Origin of the sequence: Sphingobacterium sp. ML3W (assembly GCF_029542085.1) — a bacterium.
GTDB lineage: Bacteria > Bacteroidota > Bacteroidia > Sphingobacteriales > Sphingobacteriaceae > Sphingobacterium.
Window position 1 is genome coordinate 5,083,018 of the sequence record NZ_CP107036.1, and the last position, 21,858, is coordinate 5,104,875.

14 protein-coding genes are annotated in these 21,858 nt (G+C 40.9%); 9 read left to right on the forward strand and 5 right to left on the reverse strand.

Features of this window, described 5'->3' with window-relative positions; all coding sequences use genetic code 11:
- Positions 1-280 precede the first annotated feature (280 nt).
- The 3 genes from OGI71_RS21460 to OGI71_RS27125 are packed head-to-tail and all read right to left on the reverse strand — an operon-like array spanning position 281 to position 1,724.
- Complete coding sequence (locus OGI71_RS21460; RefSeq protein WP_282251808.1) at positions 281-1,192, reverse strand: EamA family transporter; 912 nt, start codon at positions 1,190-1,192, stop codon at positions 281-283.
- A 3-nt stretch (positions 1,193-1,195) separates the two neighbouring features.
- The gene (locus OGI71_RS21465) at positions 1,196-1,582 is read right to left on the reverse strand and encodes a RidA family protein (RefSeq protein WP_165309308.1); all 387 of its coding nucleotides are present in this window, start codon (positions 1,580-1,582) and stop codon (positions 1,196-1,198) included.
- A gap of 10 nt (positions 1,583-1,592) precedes the next feature.
- Positions 1,593-1,724 (reverse strand): DUF6728 family protein, encoded by a 132-nt coding sequence (locus tag OGI71_RS27125; RefSeq protein ID WP_317125717.1) that lies wholly within the window; start codon positions 1,722-1,724, stop codon positions 1,593-1,595.
- A gap of 286 nt (positions 1,725-2,010) precedes the next feature.
- Between OGI71_RS27125 and nagA the strand changes: the two genes are divergently transcribed.
- The 3 genes from nagA (at position 2,011) to OGI71_RS21480 (ending at position 5,697) form a co-directional block, all read left to right on the forward strand.
- Entirely contained in the window at positions 2,011-3,117 is a 1,107-nt protein-coding gene (gene nagA / locus OGI71_RS21470; protein ID WP_282251812.1) for an N-acetylglucosamine-6-phosphate deacetylase, read from the forward strand.
- 175 nt (positions 3,118-3,292) lie between these two features.
- Complete coding sequence (locus OGI71_RS21475; protein ID WP_282251814.1) at positions 3,293-4,924, forward strand: family 10 glycosylhydrolase; 1,632 nt, start codon at positions 3,293-3,295, stop codon at positions 4,922-4,924.
- Between the two features lie 218 nt (positions 4,925-5,142).
- A complete protein-coding gene (locus OGI71_RS21480) occupies positions 5,143-5,697 on the forward strand; it encodes an acyl-CoA thioesterase (protein WP_282251815.1) in 555 nt (184 codons plus the stop codon).
- A 31-nt stretch (positions 5,698-5,728) separates the two neighbouring features.
- On the opposite strand, the gene OGI71_RS21485 is transcribed toward OGI71_RS21480, so the two are convergent.
- Together OGI71_RS21485 and OGI71_RS21490 are read right to left on the reverse strand one after the other, a co-directional pair.
- Complete coding sequence (locus OGI71_RS21485; RefSeq protein ID WP_282251816.1) at positions 5,729-7,024, reverse strand: RagB/SusD family nutrient uptake outer membrane protein; 1,296 nt, start codon at positions 7,022-7,024, stop codon at positions 5,729-5,731.
- A gap of 98 nt (positions 7,025-7,122) precedes the next feature.
- Positions 7,123-10,131, reverse strand: a complete 3,009-nt coding sequence (locus tag OGI71_RS21490; RefSeq protein WP_282251817.1) for a SusC/RagA family TonB-linked outer membrane protein — start codon at positions 10,129-10,131, stop codon at positions 7,123-7,125.
- Between the two features lie 315 nt (positions 10,132-10,446).
- On the opposite strand from OGI71_RS21490, the gene OGI71_RS21495 reads away from it, so the two are divergent.
- From OGI71_RS21495 to OGI71_RS21520, 6 genes are all read left to right on the forward strand, one after another.
- A complete protein-coding gene (locus OGI71_RS21495) occupies positions 10,447-13,608 on the forward strand; it encodes a SusC/RagA family TonB-linked outer membrane protein (protein ID WP_282251818.1) in 3,162 nt (1,053 codons plus the stop codon).
- A gap of 12 nt (positions 13,609-13,620) precedes the next feature.
- Complete coding sequence (locus OGI71_RS21500) at positions 13,621-15,411, forward strand: SusD/RagB family nutrient-binding outer membrane lipoprotein (RefSeq protein ID WP_282251820.1); 1,791 nt, start codon at positions 13,621-13,623, stop codon at positions 15,409-15,411.
- A gap of 51 nt (positions 15,412-15,462) precedes the next feature.
- Positions 15,463-16,110: a peptidoglycan recognition family protein gene (locus OGI71_RS21505; protein ID WP_282251821.1), complete on the forward strand. Its 648-nt coding sequence runs from the start codon at positions 15,463-15,465 to the stop codon at positions 16,108-16,110.
- A gap of 258 nt (positions 16,111-16,368) precedes the next feature.
- Positions 16,369-19,452 (forward strand): SusC/RagA family TonB-linked outer membrane protein, encoded by a 3,084-nt coding sequence (locus OGI71_RS21510; RefSeq protein WP_282251822.1) that lies wholly within the window; start codon positions 16,369-16,371, stop codon positions 19,450-19,452.
- Between the two features lie 12 nt (positions 19,453-19,464).
- Positions 19,465-21,033, forward strand: a complete 1,569-nt coding sequence (locus OGI71_RS21515; protein ID WP_282251823.1) for a SusD/RagB family nutrient-binding outer membrane lipoprotein — start codon at positions 19,465-19,467, stop codon at positions 21,031-21,033.
- A 19-nt stretch (positions 21,034-21,052) separates the two neighbouring features.
- Complete coding sequence (locus OGI71_RS21520) at positions 21,053-21,856, forward strand: DUF4397 domain-containing protein (protein WP_282251824.1); 804 nt, start codon at positions 21,053-21,055, stop codon at positions 21,854-21,856.
- Positions 21,857-21,858: the final 2 nt, after the last annotated feature.

A 21,858-nucleotide genomic window follows, 5' to 3' on the forward strand; every position in this document is an offset into this window, starting at 1 on the left:
AATATCCCAATTGATAGGAATGGGGGAAAGTGTGATTTCCTTTAATTAATACTAATTTACTACTGTTGATTAAAAATCAAAAATTTTAAGAAACAAAATTGATACAAATGTAGAGTGGATCGCGTTAACTAGTTGATTTTTAGTTTCGTGTTGTTTTGTAATTTTTTGTGCTTTGCCAAAAATGTATCTTTGTGGGGACATGTTAAATACTGAAAGGCTCCCAAATTTTATAGTTGAAGCCTTTCGTCAGTAAATGAAGTATAGTTCTAGGAAGCCTAGCCTAATTTTTTCCGATCTGCCGGAAATTGCTGCTATTGAAAAGCACTATCGCTATTAGTATAATGCCATAAGCGACATACTTGACAAAAGGGACTGGTTCCTGAAAATACGTCGCTGCCAACGTGAAGGCAATGATTGGGTTGATGTATAATAACACGCCTGTCGTTGTTGAGGAAATGCCAATTAGTGCATACATACTCAAGAAAAGTGGGATAATCGTGAATACAACAGCAATCAGTATTATGGTGCCCCAAAAGATAGGTTCGGTAGGGATGTCATGGTGATTATAGATCAGCTTGGGGATAACGAATAGTGCACATATACTCAATTGGAGGACCAATTGGTTGAGTTTGTTGAAGCCTGTCGATATACGCTGTACGATAAGGTAGAAGGCATAACAGGTCGCGATGGTCGCGGCCCATATAACATCATTCAATGAACCCTTGGCCAGTAGACAAACACTACCAAATGCAATGAGCAAAGCCAGTTTCTGCAAGGGACGCAGTTCTTCTTTTAAGATAAAATAAGCTGCTGCTGCGGTGATCAATGGGCAGGTCAGATAGGCCAATGCTGCGGATTGGATGCTGATGTGGTTGACGGCATAGATATAGGTAAACCAATTCCCGAAGATCAATAGGGACGCGAGAATAGTGAGACCGATCTGTTGAATTTTACGGTTTCGCGGGAGGTCTTTGAATTTTTGAATATCTGTACGCAGTGTCTTTCTTTGGAATAATAGGAGATAGAGCCAGAGCACTGCTAAGGCTGTTACGATCCTAAAATATAGAATGTCCTCTGCAGGATATTCCCGTATCCACCGAACGGGAATGGACATAAAGCCCCAAATAAAGGGAGCCAAAAAAGCCGCGAAAAGATATTTTCCGCGGCTTACAGTTTCGTTGTTATTTTCCACGGATTAATCTTTCCAGGCGATTACCGAAATCTCGACATTGACATTCTTCGGTAATGTCTTCACTGCCACGCACTCACGTGCAGGTTGGGCTTCCTTGAAATATTCTGCATAAACGTCATTAACAAGGCTAAAGTTGCCCATGTCGCTTAAAAAGATGGAGGCCTTGACGACATCCTGAAATGTATAACCAGCATGTGTTAAAATGGCTTCGACATTTTTCAATACCTGGTGCGCTTCATCTTTTACGCCCGATGAGATCAGCTCCATTGTTTCAGGAACAAGTGGAATCTGTCCGGAAACATAAAGGGTATTACCGGCTTTAATCGCTTGGTTGTAGGGGCCTATTGCCGCAGGAGCTTTGTCTGTATTGAAGATCTCTTTTTTTGACATGGTCGCTTGTTTAGGATGAAAAAAATATTTTATAGATCAACCCCAATAAAAAGACAATAACAGCCGTTGCATTAATGATATGCATGGCTTTAATGCTGCCATTTGTGGGGCGATCGGCGTTGCGCTTTCTGAAAAAGTACATGGAACTAAGTTACGACAGTAAATTAAAAAGTTAAAATTAAAAAGTAAAAACTTTGGGATAGCGTGAAGACAAATACTAACTTTAGTAATAGAAGCATGCTGTGTAAAATTTGCTGTTGATCATACGAGGACAGGAAAGACTGAAAGGGATATACAGATGTTACAGTGCGAATTGTTACAGCGAATTTCATATCGGAAGCTTTTCGGGAGGATTTTAAGTCAATATATTCAGCGTGAAATGTATCCCATTTGAAGTGTCGGAAAGGAAAAATATAAAAATTATTTTGATGAAGAAAACAGCATTAGTAGGCGGTAGGATCTATACCGGCAATGAAATTTTAGAGAAGAAGGCATTGCTCTTGGGTGGTGGGGTAATAGTCGGGACGGTCGATGATAAGGATATCCCAGCAGGATATCAGTCTCTTGACGTCAAAGGCGCCAATATCTGTGCTGGATTGGTCGATCTGCAGTTATATGGCGATGGTTCGGATCTTTATTCTGCTGAACTCAGCCTCGCGTCATTGGAACGGATCTCCAATGGATTGATTGATAAGGGGACAACTTCTTATATGATGACTTTGGCGACGAATACTATTCCGGTATTTAAAGAGGCCATTCGTATTGCTGAGGACTACCATCATGATGCTTTTTTGGGGCTGCATCTGGAAGGTCCGTTTTTGAATGCAAAAAAAAGAGGTGCTCATCCTGAAGAACTGATTATAACACCGACGAAAGAACGGATCGAAGATCTGCTCCAGGGAACTCACGTTGTCAAGATGATGACGATTGCTCCTGAATGTATTTCGGATGAAGTGCTGAGGTATTTGCAAACGTATCAGTTGTTGTTGAGCGCAGGGCATAGTAATGCTACTTTTGCCGAAGGGATACATGGCTACGATGCGGGAATTCCGACAAGCACACATCTGTTCAACGCCATGTCACCATTACACCATCGCGAGGTGGGTTTGGTCGGTGCTATTTTTAACCATCACAAAGCCTATGCGAGTATTATTGTAGATGGACATCACGTCAGCTTCGAAGCTGTGAAAATTGCTAAAAAGCAAATGGGCGATCGTTTATTTATGATTACTGACGCTGTTGCAGCATGCAATAAGGGGATCTATCAGCACGTGTTGAATGACGGTTATTACGCCTTGCCGGATGGTACAATTTCGGGGGCAGCAATTTCCCTATTTGAAGGAATCAGAAACTGTGTACAGCAAGTTGGGATTCCGTTGGACGAAGCGATCCGGATGTCGACAACCTATCCGGCGAATCTGCTAGGAAGAAGCGATATCGGAAACCTAAATGCGGAAAGTATGGCCAATGTCATCGTGTTTACGGATGATTTCAAGTTGGAACATGTGATCTTTAAGGGGGAACTGCGCTATTGATGATCCTATTCGAGAAGATTACGTTGTAATCTGAAATTGACTTATATGATGTGTATTTTCATCTGATAGAAATATATTTTTAAGAAGGATGAAAGAACGCTAAATTTCTTTTCTATTGAAATTTAGCTTAGTTTTGGGGGTTATTTTGAAAAAAAACACTATACTTTATCGCTTAATGAAACGTTCCTTATTATTTTTAGCTACGGCAGCCTTTCTTTTGTCTTCTTGTTCATCCAAGAAAAATAAGAAGGAAGAACCTGTTAATACGAATACCAATGTTGAAATTGTAAAAAAAGATCCACCTTCGGTTCCAAAAAGAGAGCGGATGAAAAATACAATCGAGACTAAAGAGACTAAAGAACAGCCTGCTGTTGAAAAGAAGAAGGATATCGTTGTTGAACTTCCAGCTGTGCCACGCGAGTTTCGCGCTGCCTGGGTTGCTTCTGTTGCGAATATCAACTGGCCGAGCAAAAATTACCTCAGTACTGCTGAGCAACAGCAGGAAGCGATTGGTATTTTAGATTTTTTAAAGAACAATAATTTTAATGCGGTTGTTTTTCAGGTACGCCCTTCGGCGGATGCTTTTTATAAAAGTGATCTTGAACCTTGGTCTTATTTTTTGACAGGAACTGAAGGTCAGGCGCCATCACCCTATTATGATCCACTTGAATTTTGGGTTGAACAGGCACACAAACGGGGAATCGAACTTCATGTTTGGTTAAACCCTTATCGTGCGCACCATACCGCCGGTGGTGCGGTGACTTCGGCTTCAATGGCACGCAAGATGCCTGAATCTGTTGTGAAATTAAAACAGGGCTATTACTGGTTTGATCCATCAAAACAGTCAACACAGGATCATGCTGCGCGTGTGGTCATGGATATTGTTAAGCGCTATGATATTGATGGGGTTCATTTTGATGACTATTTCTATCCTTATGCTGAATACAATGGTGGACAGGACTTTCCAGATTCGGATAGCTATAACGAGTTTAAACGTAATGGTGGTACGCTGTCGCGTGGTGATTTTAGAAGAAACAGTGTGAATACCTTTATCGAACGCATCTATAAGGATATTAAAAAGGAAAAAAACTTTGTGAAATTTGGGATCAGTCCTTTTGGGATCTGGAAGCCGGGTTATCCTGCGGGAATACAAGGGTCAAGTCAATACGATATGTTATATGCTGATGCTAAACTGTGGTTGAACAAAGGCTGGATCGATTATTTTGCACCACAGCTTTATTGGCCTATCCAGCCGGCAAAACAAAGCTATACGGCTTTGTTGAAATGGTGGGAAAGTGAAAATACAATGGGCCGTCACCTTTGGCCGGGTATCAATACTGTTGGGAGACGTGGCCCGGAATATGTACAGGAGATTGTCAATCAGGTTGTTGCGGCACGGAATATTTTGCCAGATAATCGCGATGGTGTTATCCATTGGAGCTTGGCTGGTCTAACAAAAAATCCGGCAATGACGCAGGCGCTTGTAGATGGACCTTATCAAACTAAAGCTTTGGTGCCAACAACACCATGGCTCAATGCGAACCCGTTGTTGAAACCGAGCTTATTGCTGACACCACAGGGAAATAATATTTTCTTGAAATGGCAGCATCAACAAGTTGACCAGGTGGCAAAATGGGTGTTATACCTAAACTATGGTGGTCAATGGACGTATGAGATCCTAGAACCAGGCGTAACAACGAAAGATGTGCCGACGACATTGAATAATAAAAAATTGCAATATGTTGCGGTTAAGGCGATTGACCGTTTGAGCAATGAAAGTCCTTATATTGCTGAAAAAGTAAAATAGCGACATTTTTATATGATTTCAAAGGGGGCTATCTGAAATGATTCAGATAGCCCCCTTTTCTGTTTGTGCATGGTGAAGACTTCATATTCGGATATTCATTCCATTGCATTTCGGTTGATCGGGGATGATTTGTCTTTTTTTGATCAGAAATAGTGGGATTTGCTGGAACACAGTGATTTTGTTTTGAATTTCAATCTGTCTGGGGTAAATTTAGGGATATGGAAGAGATATATAAAACCGTTAGTGATTCGGTGATCCGAATTTCACAGTTGATGTTACCATCCAATGCCAATTTTGGAGGAAAGATCCATGGAGGCTATATTTTGTCCTTGATGGATCAAATAGCCTTTGCGGTGGCCTCTAAGTTTTCAGCACATTATTGTGTGACGGCTTCTGTTGGTAAGGTTGATTTTTTGAAACCAATAGAGGTGGGAGAACTTGTGACCTTAATAGCGTCTGTTAATTACGTGGGCAATTCGTCTATGGAGGTGGGCATTCGAGTGGAGGCTATGAATATCCAAACGGGTGAAACAAAACATTGCAACTCCTCTTACTTTACCATGGTCGCTAAAGATGAAACGGGTAAACCAGCACGGGTACCTCGATTGATTTTGGAGAATGAGAAGGATGTGTTTCGATTTTATCGCTGTGTGGTAAAGATGGAGGTGGATAAAGAACGTGATCGTGCGATTCATGATCTGGAGCGGGACTCCCTAGAGCAACAGGCTTATATCAGTGCGCATTATGATGTCAAGATTGCATTAAAAAAATAGTGGGCCATCGTTGTGATAGCCCATTATTTTTTTAGATTTCTGGATCTGCAGGTGTATTCGGATTACCGATTCGTTCCTGATCCGGGTAAGGATAGAAATTCCGGTTGCGTTCTGTTGTATTTTGTGGTGGTGCAGGACGACCAAACCGTCTGCTATCTTCCAGTCGTAAGCCTGACATAAATAATTCTGCGCAACGTTGTTTATAGACTTCGAGCAGTAGATCATTTTTGTTGATGGCTCCAGTATAAGCTGGCAGCCCTGCATTGACATTGAATAGATCGCTAGCCGTTTGAGTACGAACTTCATTGATTAGATCGCGTGCCTCGGTCAACGAACCGTTGTTGCGTAATAAGGCTTCGGCTTTGATCAGTTTCATTTCGTCGGGTAAGTAAACGGGAACTTCTCCATTCTGTGTCTCGGAAAAACCTTTAAGCTGGAGTGTTGTGCCATTAAGTTTAGTGTAGAAGTCAAGACGTTTATCGCCAGTTTCAAATAGACTTGTCGGGAGGCCTAAGTTTTCCCTAACGACGTAATATTTCAAAATACTGGTTTGATTCCAAAGCGGGTTAACACTTATTGCTGTGTAGGTGAACGTACTTTTCTTCGTTAAATCAACAAGGTTAGCTTCGTTGTAGGCCTGTTGGTAATTTCCGGCCATGAGATTGAAGCGGGCATTGAAAGCGTGTAGGCAATTCAGCAAGTTAATGGTTGAGCCGGTTACCGTCGATGTAAATTCCGATGATATGGGCGTTTGTTGCACCAGGGCAATTGCCGTGTTCAAGGATTTGATTGCTTCCGCAAGAACAGCTTGTCTATCAACGAAGGTCACTTTGCCATCCTTTTGAGTCTGTGTATTAGCTTTCTCAAAACTTGTTGCCAGTGCGCCAAGTGCTATTGCTCTGTATAAGTGGGCATTTGCCAATGTGCCAGATAGTGTTCCGCCAGTTAAGGTGCTGATGGATGAAGCATTGTTCAGTACACTTTCACTCATACCAAGTAGTTTTTGCATACTGGACCATAATGTGAGAATATTTCCGTTTGCAGTGGGTAATTCGGTGCCACCGGCTTCAAGTTCTAACGTGTTGGTAAATGTGGCAACGCCTTTGAGCTCACGTGCTGTGACCGCGGGGTAAAAATAAGTTGCGGCTATCCCATTTGTCGAATAGTACATCTGTAAACCCGCGCTAATGGCAATGATCCCTTCCCGAGTTGTTGGGACAGCACTTCCACTTGGTTGATTTATATTTGGGACATCCATTTTACAGCTGTTAAGACTCATGGCCAGTGCTGCAAATAGGAATAATTTATAGTTGAAAATCTTTTTCATTGAAATATTTTTTAAGGATGATATGATACCTGCGAATAGTTTTATTCATTCAACGATCCGAGGGTATCTAAACATCCTGGTTTTCCTATATTGTTAAATTAAAATGTCAGATTAACTCCTGCAATAACCTGTCTTGGCAGTGGGACTTCGACGAAGTCAAAACCGCGAACAGCGCTGTTTTGTCCGGCTGCATTTACTTCAGGATCCCAACCGCTATAATTGTCGAAAGAGAATAAATTGCGGCCAGCTAGAGAAAAACGGATATTTTTAATCTTTGAGTTTGGACGTGCCCAATTGTAAGATGCTGACACTTCTCTTACTTTGACAAAGGATCCTTTTTCAATCCAGTTTTCCATAATGGAGAATAATGCTGCTGAAGTACCTTTAGGAACCTCACCTCTCAGTTCTGGTTCATAGCCTGCAAGGCCACCATATAGGTCACGGTCACCGACGCGTCTGGTGAAATTAAAGACATCCTGTCCGACGACGGCATCCAATTGAGCTCTAAAAGTCCATTTTGACCCAACATTGATTTCATTGATCAAGGATCCAGTCCAGTCCGGATTAGGGTCGCCAATGACCTTTTTAAGTGTGGCGCCTGTAGGGACACCATTGTTGTCTTTTCCGACTTTGGCTGTTGTCGGAAGGCCAGCCGCATTGTGATAAATGGATCCATCCGTATTGCGAGCGAAGTAAGTCGCGTAGAAGGCTCCCAAGGGGGATCCGTTGACTGCTGCAACTTGCCCGAATCCTGCAGAATACATCAATATTCCCCCTGGGACATTATTGACCACGTTTTTGTTATGGGAGTAAACAGCCGTAATATTCCATTTGAAGTTTTCTTTTAGGACAGGGACACCTCGTAATAAGAGTTCCATTCCCCGATTGGTCATTGTTCCAATGTTGGCGTATTGGGACATATAACCTGTGGAAGGTGTCAGGTTGATGTTCATAAGGAGGTCTTTGACATTTTTTCGATAATAGGAAAATTCTAGTCCTAAACGATCATGGAACATGCTGAGGTCTGTACCTACTTCGAACTCTTCCTGGCGTTCGGGTTTTACACCCTCATTGCCCATGAGGTCTGTGGGAATAATCCCATTAATACCGCCAGTGTTCAGCGGCGAATAGTTGGTGTATCTACTGAAGGGACTCAATGCGGTAAGGTTTCCAGATTGTCCATAAGAAGCCCGGATCTTGAAGCTTGAGAGAACATTATTGATGGCCGAATTCTTCCAGAATTGTTCATTGGATAAGACATAGCTTCCGCTTACCTTTGGATAGAATTGGCTACGATTCTCGCTTCCGAAAACAGAGGACATATCATAGCGAATAGCACCAGTCAAATAAAGTTTTTCCTTAATCCCAAAAGTCTGTTGGAAGAATGCACCGAAAATATTCATATCGGAGCGGAGTTCTGTCGGTACAACGACGCCATTATTCACTGTTTCACCGCCGTATCCCATTTGTGTAGCCTTCATGTTGGTCGACATATTTTTTTCAGTTTGAAAAGTTAGACCAGCACCGGAAGTCGATTCCAGCCATTCACCGATCTTTGTCTGGTAAGAGACGTTAAAATCGTTGTTCAGCATGAAGGTGCTGATGTCTGCACGCTGTGCGTAGCCCTGCTCGTAGGATGGTGTTGTGTTCCCTGGTGGGATGTAGGCTGTGCCAAGGGAATTGGCATTATCAAATCCCAAGATATAATTCAATGTTAGGCCCTCTAGCGGTTTGGCCTGTAGCGATAAATTTCCAATAAAGCGGCTTGTGCGTTGCGCAAATTTAAAGTTATTGATTGCATCCAGTGGGTTTGTCCGTTTAACAACATTGACCGGTGTTGTGGAAGGGTATTTTCCGTTTTGGTCTCTTTCGGGATTAATAAAATTATTGCTGAAGATAAACCCGGTTAATGCACCATAGGCCTCGGTCATGCCACCATTGGGCATTTCATTGGAATGACTATACACATAATTCATCCCCGCACCAAGTTTTAGCCAAGAATTGAGATCTTGATCCAGACGAGCGCGGAGTCCACCACGGGTAAAATCCGTATTCTTAATAATTCCCTGGTTATTGAGGTAAGTACCACTGATATAGTATTTTGTGCCTGCTGTACCTCCAGACATAGAGATATTATTGTCTGTACCAATGCCGGTCTGGAAGATTTTGTCCTGATAGTCGTATCTTGTAACATCAGTTTGCGTCAGATCAGTGGCCGTTGTATTGACAAATGTTTTGCCGTAGGTATTGTAAGGTAGCTTCTTTCGTAAAGAAGAAGTTTTGAGGCTTGTGCTGAAGGTAAAAGTGGGTTTTCCTTCTTTCCCCTTTTTTGTTGTAATCTGCACTACACCATTGCTGGCCCGAGATCCATAGATCGCGGCGGCAGCTGCCCCCTTAATAATCTCGATGTTTTCAATGTCAGCGGGATTGATATCGACCAATCTATTCTGACTATAGCCACCTAAATCTAGCAATTCTGCAGAGGAATTATTAACAATGACTCCATCTACGATATACAGTGGACTGCCACTCCCAACGATGGAACTAGGCCCGCGCAACTGTACGCTAATACCGCCAGCTGGGTTTCCGGAGTTTTGAGAGATTTGCGCTCCAGCTACTTTTCCCGTTAAAGCCTGGTCAATGGATGTCGCATTACTATTGGCGATATCTTTGGCATTGACGGTCGATACCGCGTTGCCTAGGACTTTACGGCTTGTTCCAACAGCGTTACCAATAACAATTACTTCATTCATCCGTACTAAATCTTCCTGAAGACTCGGAGCAAGGGTAAGGGTTGTCTGGTTTCCCAGTTCGATACTGGTCGTGGTCGGAGCATACCCTACATTGGATAACACGAGATCATACTTTCCAGGATTGATGGATGTGGTTAATGTAAACTCTCCATTGGCATTGGTGCTCACGGATTGGTTAGTCCCTTTGAGTTTGATAGTTGTTCCGGGAACGGATTGCCCGGTACGGGAATCGGTGACTTTGCCTTTGATCGTGTAATTTTTTTGCTGCGCAAATGCCATGGAGCTTGTTCCGAGCATCATTAAAAGCGCATAATAACGATAAGGCACTTTGCGGTTTAGTAAGTGTTTTATCATAAAGTCAGATTTTAAATACAATAGCTTATCTATTGTGGTTTTATTTCATATAAATATAGAGTTTTAAATAGGTTATTAGGGTTGTTTTGTATTTTTTTTTGCTATATTTTGCGTTTTTGTGTGTTTTTGATGCTTCTAAATTAGTTTTATGCGTGTCGATGTGTGCGATAGTTCGTTTATTTTTATTTCTTTTTCAAATACTTGCGCATAAACTTGCATAACTAAACTCCTTTTTATAGTATTGTATTATAATTGGTGTAAACCTCGGGCTGGAACCTCCCGTTATGATCAGTTATTAACAACTAACTAAATACCATGAATAAAAAATTGCTCTTATTCTGTTCAGGAGTGATGCTATCTACCAGTTTATGGGCTCAAACCAAAACGGTAACAGGTAAGGTAACAAATGCCTCAGATGGTGGGTCTATGGCAAATGTTACAGTAAGCATCAAAGGTAAACCTATCAATACGCAAACCAATCCAGATGGAAGTTTCACAATTAAAGCCGAGCCCGGAGATATTTTGATTTTTAGGGCTGTGGGTTCGAAAGAACGGCAGCAGCTTGTGGGATCAGATGCTACCATTAACATCGCTCTTTCGGGGAGCGAAGAAGCCTTAGAAGAGGTTGTTGTCACGGCAATGGGGATAAAAAAGGAGAAGAGAGCCTTAGGTTATGCTGTTCAGGATATCAAGTCAGATGAATTGATGAAGAATAAGACCGCCAACGTTGTTAATTCTTTAGCAGGAAAGATTGCTGGGGTTAATGTAACGCAAGCTTCTGGTTCGGCGGGTGCGGGTGCACAAATTATTTTAAGGGGTGGTACTTCATTGGAGCGAGACAATCAACCTTTATTTGTCGTAGATGGTGTAATATATGATAACTCTACAGTAATCGGTGGGAATAGTGCTTTCGATGGAGCTCAGGCTACATCTACTTCTAATAGTAATCGTGTTATGGATATTAATCCTGAAGATATCGATAATGTATCCGTATTAAAGGGTCCGGCAGCAGCGGCACTATATGGATCGAGAGCAGCAGCAGGGGCTATTATCATTACTACAAAAAAAGGGCAGGAAGGTCGCACTGAAATCGGTTTTTCAAGTAGATTTTCAAATAATTGGGTTAATCGGTTGCCGGAGCAACAAGGGAAATATAAACGTGGCTATTACAATAGTGCAGGCGTATTGGATGATTATACAACTCAATCTTGGGGTGAAAAATTTGGAAATAATGATGTCGTGTATAACAACGTGAAAGATTTTTTTCAGCATTCAACGGTATTTGATAATACGGTTAATTTATCGGGGGGAAGTAAAAATGGATCCTTCTATTTGTCTGGTTCTCGCTTTGACCAAAAAGGGATCGTTCCAAATACAAGCTTTGATAAAACCACATTCCGCTTTAATGGTGATCAAAAATTTGGTAAGTTGACTGTGGGTGCTAATGTCGGGTATTCGCTTGCGAATACAGACAAGACTTTAACCTCTGCTGGTCTATGGGGCTCTGGTGGAGCCGGTGCAATGGAATCCCTATACAGTTGGTCCCGTAGTGATAATATGAAGAAATACCTCAATGATGATGGTACAAAATATCGTATGTTCGAAGGGCGTCAACAGCTAGAAGATGACATAGAAAATCCGTATTGGACAATTAACCGAAATATTTTGGGGGATAATACGGAGCGTATTACAGGTAGTATCAATGCAATGATGCCTATTTTCGATTGGTGGAGCCTGACCTATCGTGTAGGTATGGACAGTTATCTTACAAAGAACTCAACTATTATTGGCGAAAATGGCGCTATCAAAAAACCATGGCAAAAGGGCATGATGTCAGAAAGTGATTTCAAATACAACTATTGGTCTTCCAATATCATGTCCAATTTCAATAAAAAGGTGGGTGATTTTGATCTAGGGGCTTTAGTAGGTTTTTTCTCTGAGCAAACCAAGACCACAACAAACCGCCGGATGGGCTATCATTTTGAGGTAGACAATTTTTATAGTTTCGAAAATATTGCTGCGGCGAATAAACAGTTTGCGGTGAACAATACAAAAAAACGGCTGTTTGGTCTGTATGGTGAGTTAAGGGCCTCCTATAAAAATATGTTGTTTTTGAATGTCACTGGAAGAAATGACTGGACTTCAACACTGCCAGTGGATAATAGATCTTATTTTTATCCATCTATCGGGGGTAGCTTCGTGTTTACCGAACTCATGAAAGACAGTCGTCCAGATTGGTTGGATTTTGGGAAACTGAGAGCTTCCTGGGCTCGCGTGGGTAAAGATGCAAATCCGTATGTGACCAATACCTATCTCTGGAAGCCTGTTGAATATTTAGGCGGAATTGTAGGTGCGGGAAATAACTGGCAGAAAGGTAATCCGTTTTTGAAACCTGAAACAACAGGTTCGTTTGAGGTCGGTGCTGAATTGCGTTTCTTTAAAGGGCGATTGGGTGTGGATTATGCCTACTATACTAATAATTCCTATAACCAGATTCTGTCTCCACGTTTGGGACAGTCTACAGGTTATATTTTCATCTCGGTCAACGGTGGAGATATCTACAATAAAGGAATGGAGTTGTCCTTAACTGGTAAACCGATTGTGAAGAACGACTTTGTTTGGGAGTCGACATTGAATATGTCCAAAAATAAAGGGACAGTAGATAATTTACTTGCGGGTGTCAATATTCTGTATGTCACCGATGTGCAGGTCGGAAATGCAAAAGCTGCATCCTTTAACGGAGGGAATTTTATGGGGATTTCAGGTTCGCAATGGACGCGCACAGCGGATGGAAAAGTTGTTCTGGATGCCAATACCGGTATGCCGACTAGTGATAACCAGGTAACCTATAATATTGGAAATCGTGAGCCTAAATTGACCGGTGGATTCAATAACAGTTTGACTTATAAGAATTTTAATCTGTCCTTTCTGTTTGATTTTCGTATAGGTGGCGATATCTATAACGGTACAGATTATGCGATGACGGTCGGGGGGATGAGTAAACGAACTGAGGATCGTGATCAGTTGGTGTTAAATGGTGCGATCCGTAATGGTGGAACAAATGATGCACCGGTGTACGAAGATAAAACATTTACATTTTTAGCAGATCAAATGTATGATATTAAAGGGGTGTCAACAAGTGGACGGAAGATTATTCAAGATTATTGGAGTGATTTCTATGCGCGTGAAAGTGCGAACTTTATGGTGAAGACCAACTGGTTACGCTTGCGGAATATCTCGATGTCCTATAACTTTTCGGATGGTGTCCTGAAGAATGCCGGTGTTTCCAAAGTGGTTAAAGGTCTTACAGCGACCTTGACTGGCACTAACCTCTGGTTGCTGACTAATTATAAAGGTCTCGACCCGGAAGCTTCTGCTGCGGGATCTGGCGTAACGGGATCCAGTTCGGTCGGTATTGATTACAATGGCGTACCGAGTACCGCGGGTGTTATGTTTGGTTTAAATTTTAGATTTTAAGATAGAAAAGTCATGAATAAATATAAGAGAATAGTCTCATTTCTGTTGGTTCTAACTTTATTTTCGTCCTGTAGTAAAAATTGGTTGGATATCAATATAGATCCCAATACGCCTTCAAGTACCGTTGCTTCGGTTCAAAGTCGTTTGGCTTGGATACAGCATTATTATATGTATGCACAAGGGACAGCGGGAACACGCGCGGGTTTTGTGACACAGCAACTGACATTTGTCAACAGTACTGCATCAAACAGTATGATTGCTGGCTGGAATCCTGCGGCAGGTATGTCGACCACGCCCTATCAGTTTTTCTTTGTCGGAGCAGGGGCCAATTTTAAAGATATGGAAGATAAGGCTACGGCAGACAAGGCTTATCATTATCTTGGTGCATTGCACGCTATCCGCGCAATGGGTTTTATGCTGATGACGGATTGGTATGGAGAGATGCCATATACGGAGGCCTTGGGTACCATTATAACACCAAAGTTTGATGGTGGAAAAGTAATCTTCGAAGGTTGTCTTGCTGATATTGATAAAGCCATTGAATTTTTTAATATGGCTCAGCCGGGTACTGCGGCACCTTTGTCAGCTGGTGATAGCTGGAATGGTGGTGATGTCGGTAAATGGTTGAAAATGTGTTATGGGCTAAAAGCAAGGTGGTTAAATAACTTGTCGAAAAAGAGCGCTTTATACAAGCCAGATGATGTGTTGGCAGCGTTAAGTAAGGCTGCTACTTCGGTTGGAGAAAGCACCGTAATTGCCCATATGGATGATGCTACTGATAATATCGGGGATATCCTATTTGCAGATCCTGTAAAAACATCTATCGTTTTTAATAATGCGGGTATGAATACCAATATCTTGGTTACTAAGTGGTATGAAAATTTATTGACCAATTTTGACAATAAAGGTGTGGAGGATCCGCGGGCGGACAAATTATTGCCTTGGGCAGAGTACGGTTATCCAAAAAAGATGATCCGGTCTAAGGGTGTTGATGTGCAATCGAAAATCCGAATGGAATCAGGCCCTATAGCATCATCTTTTAACGTAAAAGATGTCGAAATAGAAAGTAACGGACGTAAAGTGGCGCCGCATTCTTGGTATATAAATTCAGCAAATACAGCAAGATGGGGTGATACAGTTTATGTTTCAATTAAAAGTAGTTCTAAGGGGTACGATAAAGATAAGTCTGATATTTATAGATGGAAGGATTCTCCAGATGAAAATAGTGGAACGATAGCTGCTTCAGGTACTTTTTATTCACGTCCGGATGCGCCTACCCATCTGGTTGCCTATCCTGAAATGTGCTTTATAAAGGCAGAAGTGCTATTTAACAAAGGCGACAGAGCAGGAGCTTTTAATGCCTATAAAGATGGAATTAAAGCACATATAGATTTAATGAATATGAAGCTTAATTCTTATGGAAATATTAACGTGAGTAAATCGCCAATGGCGCAGGTCAAGATTGATAATTTCCTAAACAATGGCATTGGTACGGCTGGAAATATTACACTGGCTAAAATTATGACGCAAAAATTTATCGCACTTTCGTTCTCGCAGCAAAACTGGAATGATATGCGTCGCTACGATTTCAGCAATTCGGTATATCCGGGCTGGGCTGTTCCTTATGAGTATACAGTGACTGCTGCCGCACAGCTAAAAATACCGCAAGGAAAGCAGTTCAGAAGAGTGCGTCAAGTTTCGCATGAGATCAACTATAATTCCGATAATTTAAAAGCATCTCATCCAAATGCGTTGAATGACGATATATGGTCATTTCCGGTTTGGTGGGATACTAAAGAATAGTTTAAATTTGAAAGCCGCAATTGCGGCTTTCTTTATCTAATACTTTTTTCGATGAAATACTTTATTAAATTTTTCTTCACAGCATTTCCATTTTTTCTTTTTGCCCAATCACCCAAGATTGTTCAAAAGCCTATTACCTGGAATCAAGAGCGTGTACAGCTGTCTTTGGATTATCTGAAAAATAGACATGGGCTAAGTCAAGCTGCACCGACAATACAGCCTAAAATGGTTGTCGTGCATTGGACAGCTAACAATAGTGTAAAAGCAACATTCAACACCTTTAATCCTGTGAAATTGCCAGGCAGACCTGAGCTGACCAAGGCGAGTCCTTTGAATGTATCTTCTCAATTTGTAATCGACCGTGACGGAACAATCTATCAATTTCTGCCAGATACTATCTTTGCTAGGCATACCATTGGTCTCAATTATTGTGCAATCGGTATCGAAAATATAGGTAGCCGCCAGAATCCTTTGACTGACGCACAGTTGAACGCAAATGAAGAACTGATCCGTTATCTTAGCAAAAAATATGCTATTGAATACGTGATCGGGCATCATGAATATCAACGCTTTAAAAAGACTTCGTGGTGGAAGGAAACCGATCCTAAATACATCACTGGTAAAGATGATCCGGGGGATAAATTTATGCATGCGCTGAGAGGGCGTTTAGTTGATCTGAAGCTAAATAAAATGCCTTAGGTTATTTTTTACGTTATTAAGCCGAATAAATCCTGTTTATTCGGCTTTTTTCGTTATTGTGCGTTTTAAAACTATTTTTTGTTTTAATATATGCGTTTTTATGCTATATTTGATTAAAGAAATATATAAACCAATATTTTGCCTGATATTCATTTTGTAAATAATTGAGGATTTGAGAAATTTCGCCTTCGTTGCTACTTGCTATGTAGGGAAGTTTTAAAGTTATAAAACCTAGTTAACGAATTAAATTGTTTAAGTATGAAAAGAAGTCTGCTCTTGCTAATGAGCTTACTATGTATGTACTGTACTGCTTTTTCCCAAAAAGTCATTACAGGTAAAGTAACTGATACAAAAGGTGAAGCGTTAAAAGGCGTTACTGTTCTAGAAAAAGGAAAGAACACGCAAACTGCAACCAGTTCTATCGGTGCTTACAAAATTACGGTAAGTGACGGTGCGACATTGATTTTTCGATCTGTAGGCTATACGTCTGCTGAAGAAAATATCCAGGGTCGATCAGTAATTAATGTTGTTCTCTCTGATAACAGCGCGGCAATAGACGAGGTCATCGTGACTGCCTATGGTATCAAGAGGGATAGAAAGTCCTTAGGGTATTCAACGCCAATCGTTTCTGGTGACGATGTGTCGGATACACAGCGGGAATCCTTTTTTCAAGGCCTCCAAGGTCGTGTCCCAGGTTTATCTATTAATAGTACAAGTGGTTTGCCTGGTGCTTCCGCGCAAATTGTACTTAGAGGATTTGCATCTATATCAGGGGATAATAATGCGCTCATTGTTGTAGATGGGATACCGATAAATAATTCTACTATAAATGAGAATGATCTTGCAAGTAATGGAGCTAACCAGAGTTTGGATTATTCCAATAGAGCTATGGATATCAATCCAGATGATATCGAGACCTATACAGTTTTGAAGGGGCCTGAAGCTACAGCTCAGTTTGGTAGTCAAGGTGCTGGTGGCGCAATTTTAATTACCACAAAAAAAGGAAAAGCAGGCAAGTTCACTACGAACTATACCTTCTCGGGGCGTGTTGAAAGCGTTAATAAATTTCCTGAAAGGCAGTATGTGTATGCGCAAGGGTTGAATGGTTCCTATGATGGAACAGCGTTGACTGCACTTGGTCCGCGCTATCCTGAAGGTGTTCATATTTATGAAGATAATGTAAAAAATTTCTTTACCACTGGTTATAATCAAAAACATAGTTTGGCTTTTGAGGGTGGAACTGAAAAAGTAACTTATCGCTGGTCAAATGAATATAATAACAATACTGGTGTAGTACCCAATACCTTGTATAGACGTTTTTCAACGCGGTTAAATAGTACGGCTAAGTTTGGAGATAAATTAGAATTCAATACCTCATTGAATTATGTTTATTCAAAAAATGATAAGGTTAGAAGGGGGGCTTCTGGCTATCTAATGACATTGATGAGCTTTAATCCGATTTTTGACGTACGCGACTGGATAGATGATAAGGGCAATCGGGTGCTTCATAATTCCGATATTTTTAATGAAAGAGATAATCCTTTTTGGGATGTTTATCGGAATACAGCGTATGACCTCGTTAATCGTGTGCTCGCGACCTCCAATATCTCCTATCGTGCAAACAGCTGGTTGAGTCTGAATGGGATTATTGGTGTCGATTTTTCAAATACATTAGGACAGAGTGTGTATCATCCACAATCTTTTTCGGGTTCTGGTTCTAGTACTGCTATGAGAAATGGTTCTATCAATGAATACACTGTAAACGGACGTATTCTTTCGGGGTCGTTCATGGCAAATGTAAAAAAGAATTTATCAAAGGATTTTTCTTTTCGTGCAAATCTAGGTGCTGAATTTAAAGACTATGATTTCTTGACAAATTCACAATATGGCGAGGATTTCTATGATCCGGATTTTTATAGTATTAATAATACATTTCCAAGTTCAAGGCTCGTAAGGAGTGCTGCAGCAAATTTTCGAACAGTAGGATTTATGGCGCAGACCGGATTTGGATATTTAAACGATATGGTCTACCTGAATTTGACGGGCCGTTTGGATGCGGCCTCGCGTATGATGCCTAATAATCCATATTTTGCCTATCCTTCTGCTTCATTGGCTTTTAATTTTACTGATCTGGATTTTTTCAAGGACAAGGTTTCTTGGATGACCAATGGAAAGTATCGGATTTCAGTAGGTACTACAGGAAAAGCACCATATAAGAGTTACTATACACTCTCAAATTTTGAACCAAAGAATACGACAGGGGGTGGGTTTGCTTATGGAGTTAATGGTGGGAACCCTAATTTGAAGGCAGAAAAAACGAGGGATTTTGAAACAGGTTTAGAGCTGGCGTTGTTGGATAGGAGGTTAACCTTTGATTTTAGCTATTTTAATCGCTTAAGTACCGGCCAGATTATTATGCCTAGATTGAGTTATGGTTCTGGATTTGTACTGCGAATGATGAATGGAGGTGAGGTGAAAACTTATGGTGCGGAATTGCAGACAACGATTAATCCGATCAGAAGGGATAATCTTAATTGGGATCTAACCTTCAACTTTACACAATATAAAGGTAAGGTGCTGTCGCTTGCGGAGGATCTTCCAGAGCTTTACGAATCAGATACACAAGTATTGGGTGGCGTTCGGTCTGGAGTGGTTCCTGGATATAGTATTGGTACGTTGACGGGTACCCGATTCAAAAGAAATGATCGTGGAGATGTTTTGATCAATGCGCAGACAGGATTGCCAATAGCAGGTACGGACCGTTATTATCCTATTGGAGATCGAATCCCTGATTTTACGCTTGGAATAGTCAATAAATTGACCTATAAAGATTTTTACCTTACATTTTTGTGGGACTGGCGGAAAGGTGGAGATGTACTGAATGGTTTGGATTATAGATTGTATATCAATGGGATGTCTTCTAAAACACTAAATAGGGAGGAACCAAGGGTGATTGCGGGGGTACTGGAGGATGGTTTGCAGAATACCGAAAATCCGACTATAAATAGGATTGCTGTGACTCCTTATTCTTCTTCTGGGTATTATACGGTTAATACAGAGCCTCAGATGTTTATAGAAAAGGATATCTATACATTGCGTTTACGTGATGTTACGTTGAGGTATAATTTGCCGAAACATCTGACCCGAAAAATTGGGGCGCAAGCTGGTCTGAGTGTGTTTTTTACAGCTACTGATGTTTTTTTGTTTACAAATTATACAGGATTAGATCCTGAAAGTAATATGAATACCCCTGGCTTAGGCGGTATTGGTGGTTATGGTATCGACTTTGGGAACATGGCGAAACCTAGGGGTTTTAACTTTGGTCTTACTTTAAAATTATAGGAGGAAAAAGAGATGCGGAAACGTTTCTATATAATCGTTGTTGCAGTACTCATGGTGATGAGTGGTTGCAGAAAATACTTGGATATAAATGAAAATCCGTCTAATCCACAGTTGGTGAAAGCTGAGTTGTTATTAGCGCCTATTATAGCGCAGATGGCTAGTGGATATTCGCAAGATCAGCGTCAGATGAATAAGTTTAATCAGACTATTCTTGGCGGGAGTAGTGATGTTTCTTCCAAAATTTGGGAAAAACATGGTTTTCCGGAAAGAAGCGATGTTGGGGGTGTCATGTGGCGTATGGTATATTTTGATCTGGGTTTGAATCTGGAACGCATGATAAAAGATGCGCTGGAAAATGAAAAATATGAGTATGCGGCGATTGGTTATGCGATAAAAGCTTGGGGGTACCAATCTCTAACAGATTATCATGGGCCGGTTATCCTAGATGAGGCATTTCGCTCAAACCAACTTTCGTTCAAGTACAATGATCAGCCGGAGGTTTATGCGAAAGTAAGGCAATGGTGTGATTCAGCATTGTTATACCTCGATAAAAAGAGCCCGATAGATTATAGTGCTTCATTGAATTCTATAAAAGGAGATAATTTATATCGGGGTAATATGGAGCAGTGGCGGCGTTTTGTTTATGGTTTGAAAGCGATACAATATATTCATTTGGTCAATAAGCAGGATTTTAAAAGTAAGTATGCTGATTCTGTGGCAAAATTTGTTGACCTGTCCTTTCAATCTATCTCTGATGATGCAGGGATCAAATTTACTGGAGATAAGTCCGCGAATGCGAATGTTGTAAGTGCTTTGTTTGGGATCTATACAACTTCCTATTATAACCGTGCAGGAAAACCTATTGTCAGTTATCTTACAGGGGGGCTTCGTGGTACGCCAATTGAAAATCCAAAATCATCTACTGATCCTCGTTTGTCCCGCATGCTGATGATAAATAATGTGAGGGATAGTATTTATATCGGAGGGGAGCCAAATGTTACGAATAGTACCGTGCCAAATATTCTTGGAGAATTTGTGAACAATACCTATCAGGGGAAATTTATCTTTAGAAATACGGTCGATTTTCCCTTAATGACACATGCGCAATTGCAATTAGTGAAAGCCGAAGCCTTGTTTGTTAAAGGAGATAAATCTGGTGCATATGATGCTTATCAAAAAGGAATTGTGGCACATATGAACTTTGTGAATAAGTATATAGATAATAAAGAAGTTGCGATTTCGCTGAATGATATGAAGGCTTATCTGGAAGGAGGGGAAGTTGCAAAATCTGCCGCGGACTTGACTTTGGCTGATATTATGGGACAGAAATATATTGTTCAATGGGGGTGGGGTGGCCTGGAGCAATGGTGTGACCTTAGGAAATATCGTTACAGTCCAGACGTATTTAGACAGTATATTCCATTAAGTGGCAGTCAGCTTACTTATAATGATTATTGTTACAGGGTGAGGCCGCGTTATAATTCAGAGTATGTCTGGAATGAAAAAGAATTGGATCGTTGGGGCGCATTGGAACCTGAATATATTACTAAACCAACCTGGTTTGTTACTGCTGAGAATTGATGAAAATAGATTGAATATTATGAGATTTTTATATAAAACTATATTTTTTGGACTAGCGGCATTTGGAATGGTTGCTTGTAAAAAATCTATTCAAGACTTTGGTCAAGTAGAGTTCTTGGATAGTAGTGATGTTATCGTTAAAATAAATATGGCTTCAATTTATCCTGATGATCGCTATATGTATGTTAAATTTGATGGACAACGGGTTACTTCACTAATCAGGGGTCGAGAGCCATTTCCGGGTGGTGGTTATAATACAAGAGGGGATTCTCGGCCTGATTTTTTGAAATATAAGGCTGGTAATATTAAGGTTCAGGTGGGACTTCCCTATCGTGTGGATGATGGTAGGGACTCAATAGTTCTGTATGAAACCCAGGTGAATTTCGAAGCAGGGAAAAGGTATACATTGCATGTGACCGATACAGCTAGTAATACCAAAATGATTTTGAATGAAGAAGATTTATCCCGGCCTGACTCTACGCAGGCTCGTTATCGATTCACGAATCTGATGCCTAATGTTCCTGCGGTAGATTTGTATTATGGGGCGGCGGCAACTGCTACTGAGCCAACCCAAGATTCTTTGGTTGCAAAAAATATCAAATATCTCGAGAGTAGTCCTTATTTTGAATTGAATCGTATTGCGACGAGGACCTGGAAGATCCGACCTGCTGGTGCTCCGGTTACAAATGCCTCGGTTATTGCGTTTTATTCGAATGCTGGTGCTGTTCTTGATAGAAGGTCCTATACTGTGTATGCGTTAGGGTATAATGGATTTACGACAGCGATTATGAAGCCTTATCTGTCATTTTTCTTAGTCCGATAATT

Bases quoted from the DNA above. Each gene is read 5' to 3' on its own strand.
- OGI71_RS21465 (WP_165309308.1), bottom strand. From the start codon at position 1,582: ATGTCAAAAAAAGAGATCTTCAATACAGACAAAGCTCCTGCGGCAATA.
- OGI71_RS27125 (WP_317125717.1), bottom strand. From the start codon at position 1,724: ATGTACTTTTTCAGAAAGCGCAACGCCGATCGCCCCACAAATGGCAGC.
- nagA (WP_282251812.1), top strand. From the start codon at position 2,011: ATGAAGAAAACAGCATTAGTAGGCGGTAGGATCTATACCGGCAATGAA.
- OGI71_RS21475 (WP_282251814.1), top strand. From the start codon at position 3,293: ATGAAACGTTCCTTATTATTTTTAGCTACGGCAGCCTTTCTTTTGTCT.
- OGI71_RS21480 (WP_282251815.1), top strand. From the start codon at position 5,143: ATGGAAGAGATATATAAAACCGTTAGTGATTCGGTGATCCGAATTTCA.
- OGI71_RS21485 (WP_282251816.1), bottom strand. From the start codon at position 7,024: ATGAAAAAGATTTTCAACTATAAATTATTCCTATTTGCAGCACTGGCC.
- OGI71_RS21490 (WP_282251817.1), bottom strand. From the start codon at position 10,131: ATGATAAAACACTTACTAAACCGCAAAGTGCCTTATCGTTATTATGCG.
- OGI71_RS21495 (WP_282251818.1), top strand. From the start codon at position 10,447: ATGAATAAAAAATTGCTCTTATTCTGTTCAGGAGTGATGCTATCTACC.
- OGI71_RS21500 (WP_282251820.1), top strand. From the start codon at position 13,621: ATGAATAAATATAAGAGAATAGTCTCATTTCTGTTGGTTCTAACTTTA.
- OGI71_RS21505 (WP_282251821.1), top strand. From the start codon at position 15,463: ATGAAATACTTTATTAAATTTTTCTTCACAGCATTTCCATTTTTTCTT.
- OGI71_RS21510 (WP_282251822.1), top strand. From the start codon at position 16,369: ATGAAAAGAAGTCTGCTCTTGCTAATGAGCTTACTATGTATGTACTGT.
- OGI71_RS21515 (WP_282251823.1), top strand. From the start codon at position 19,465: ATGCGGAAACGTTTCTATATAATCGTTGTTGCAGTACTCATGGTGATG.
- OGI71_RS21520 (WP_282251824.1), top strand. From the start codon at position 21,053: ATGAGATTTTTATATAAAACTATATTTTTTGGACTAGCGGCATTTGGA.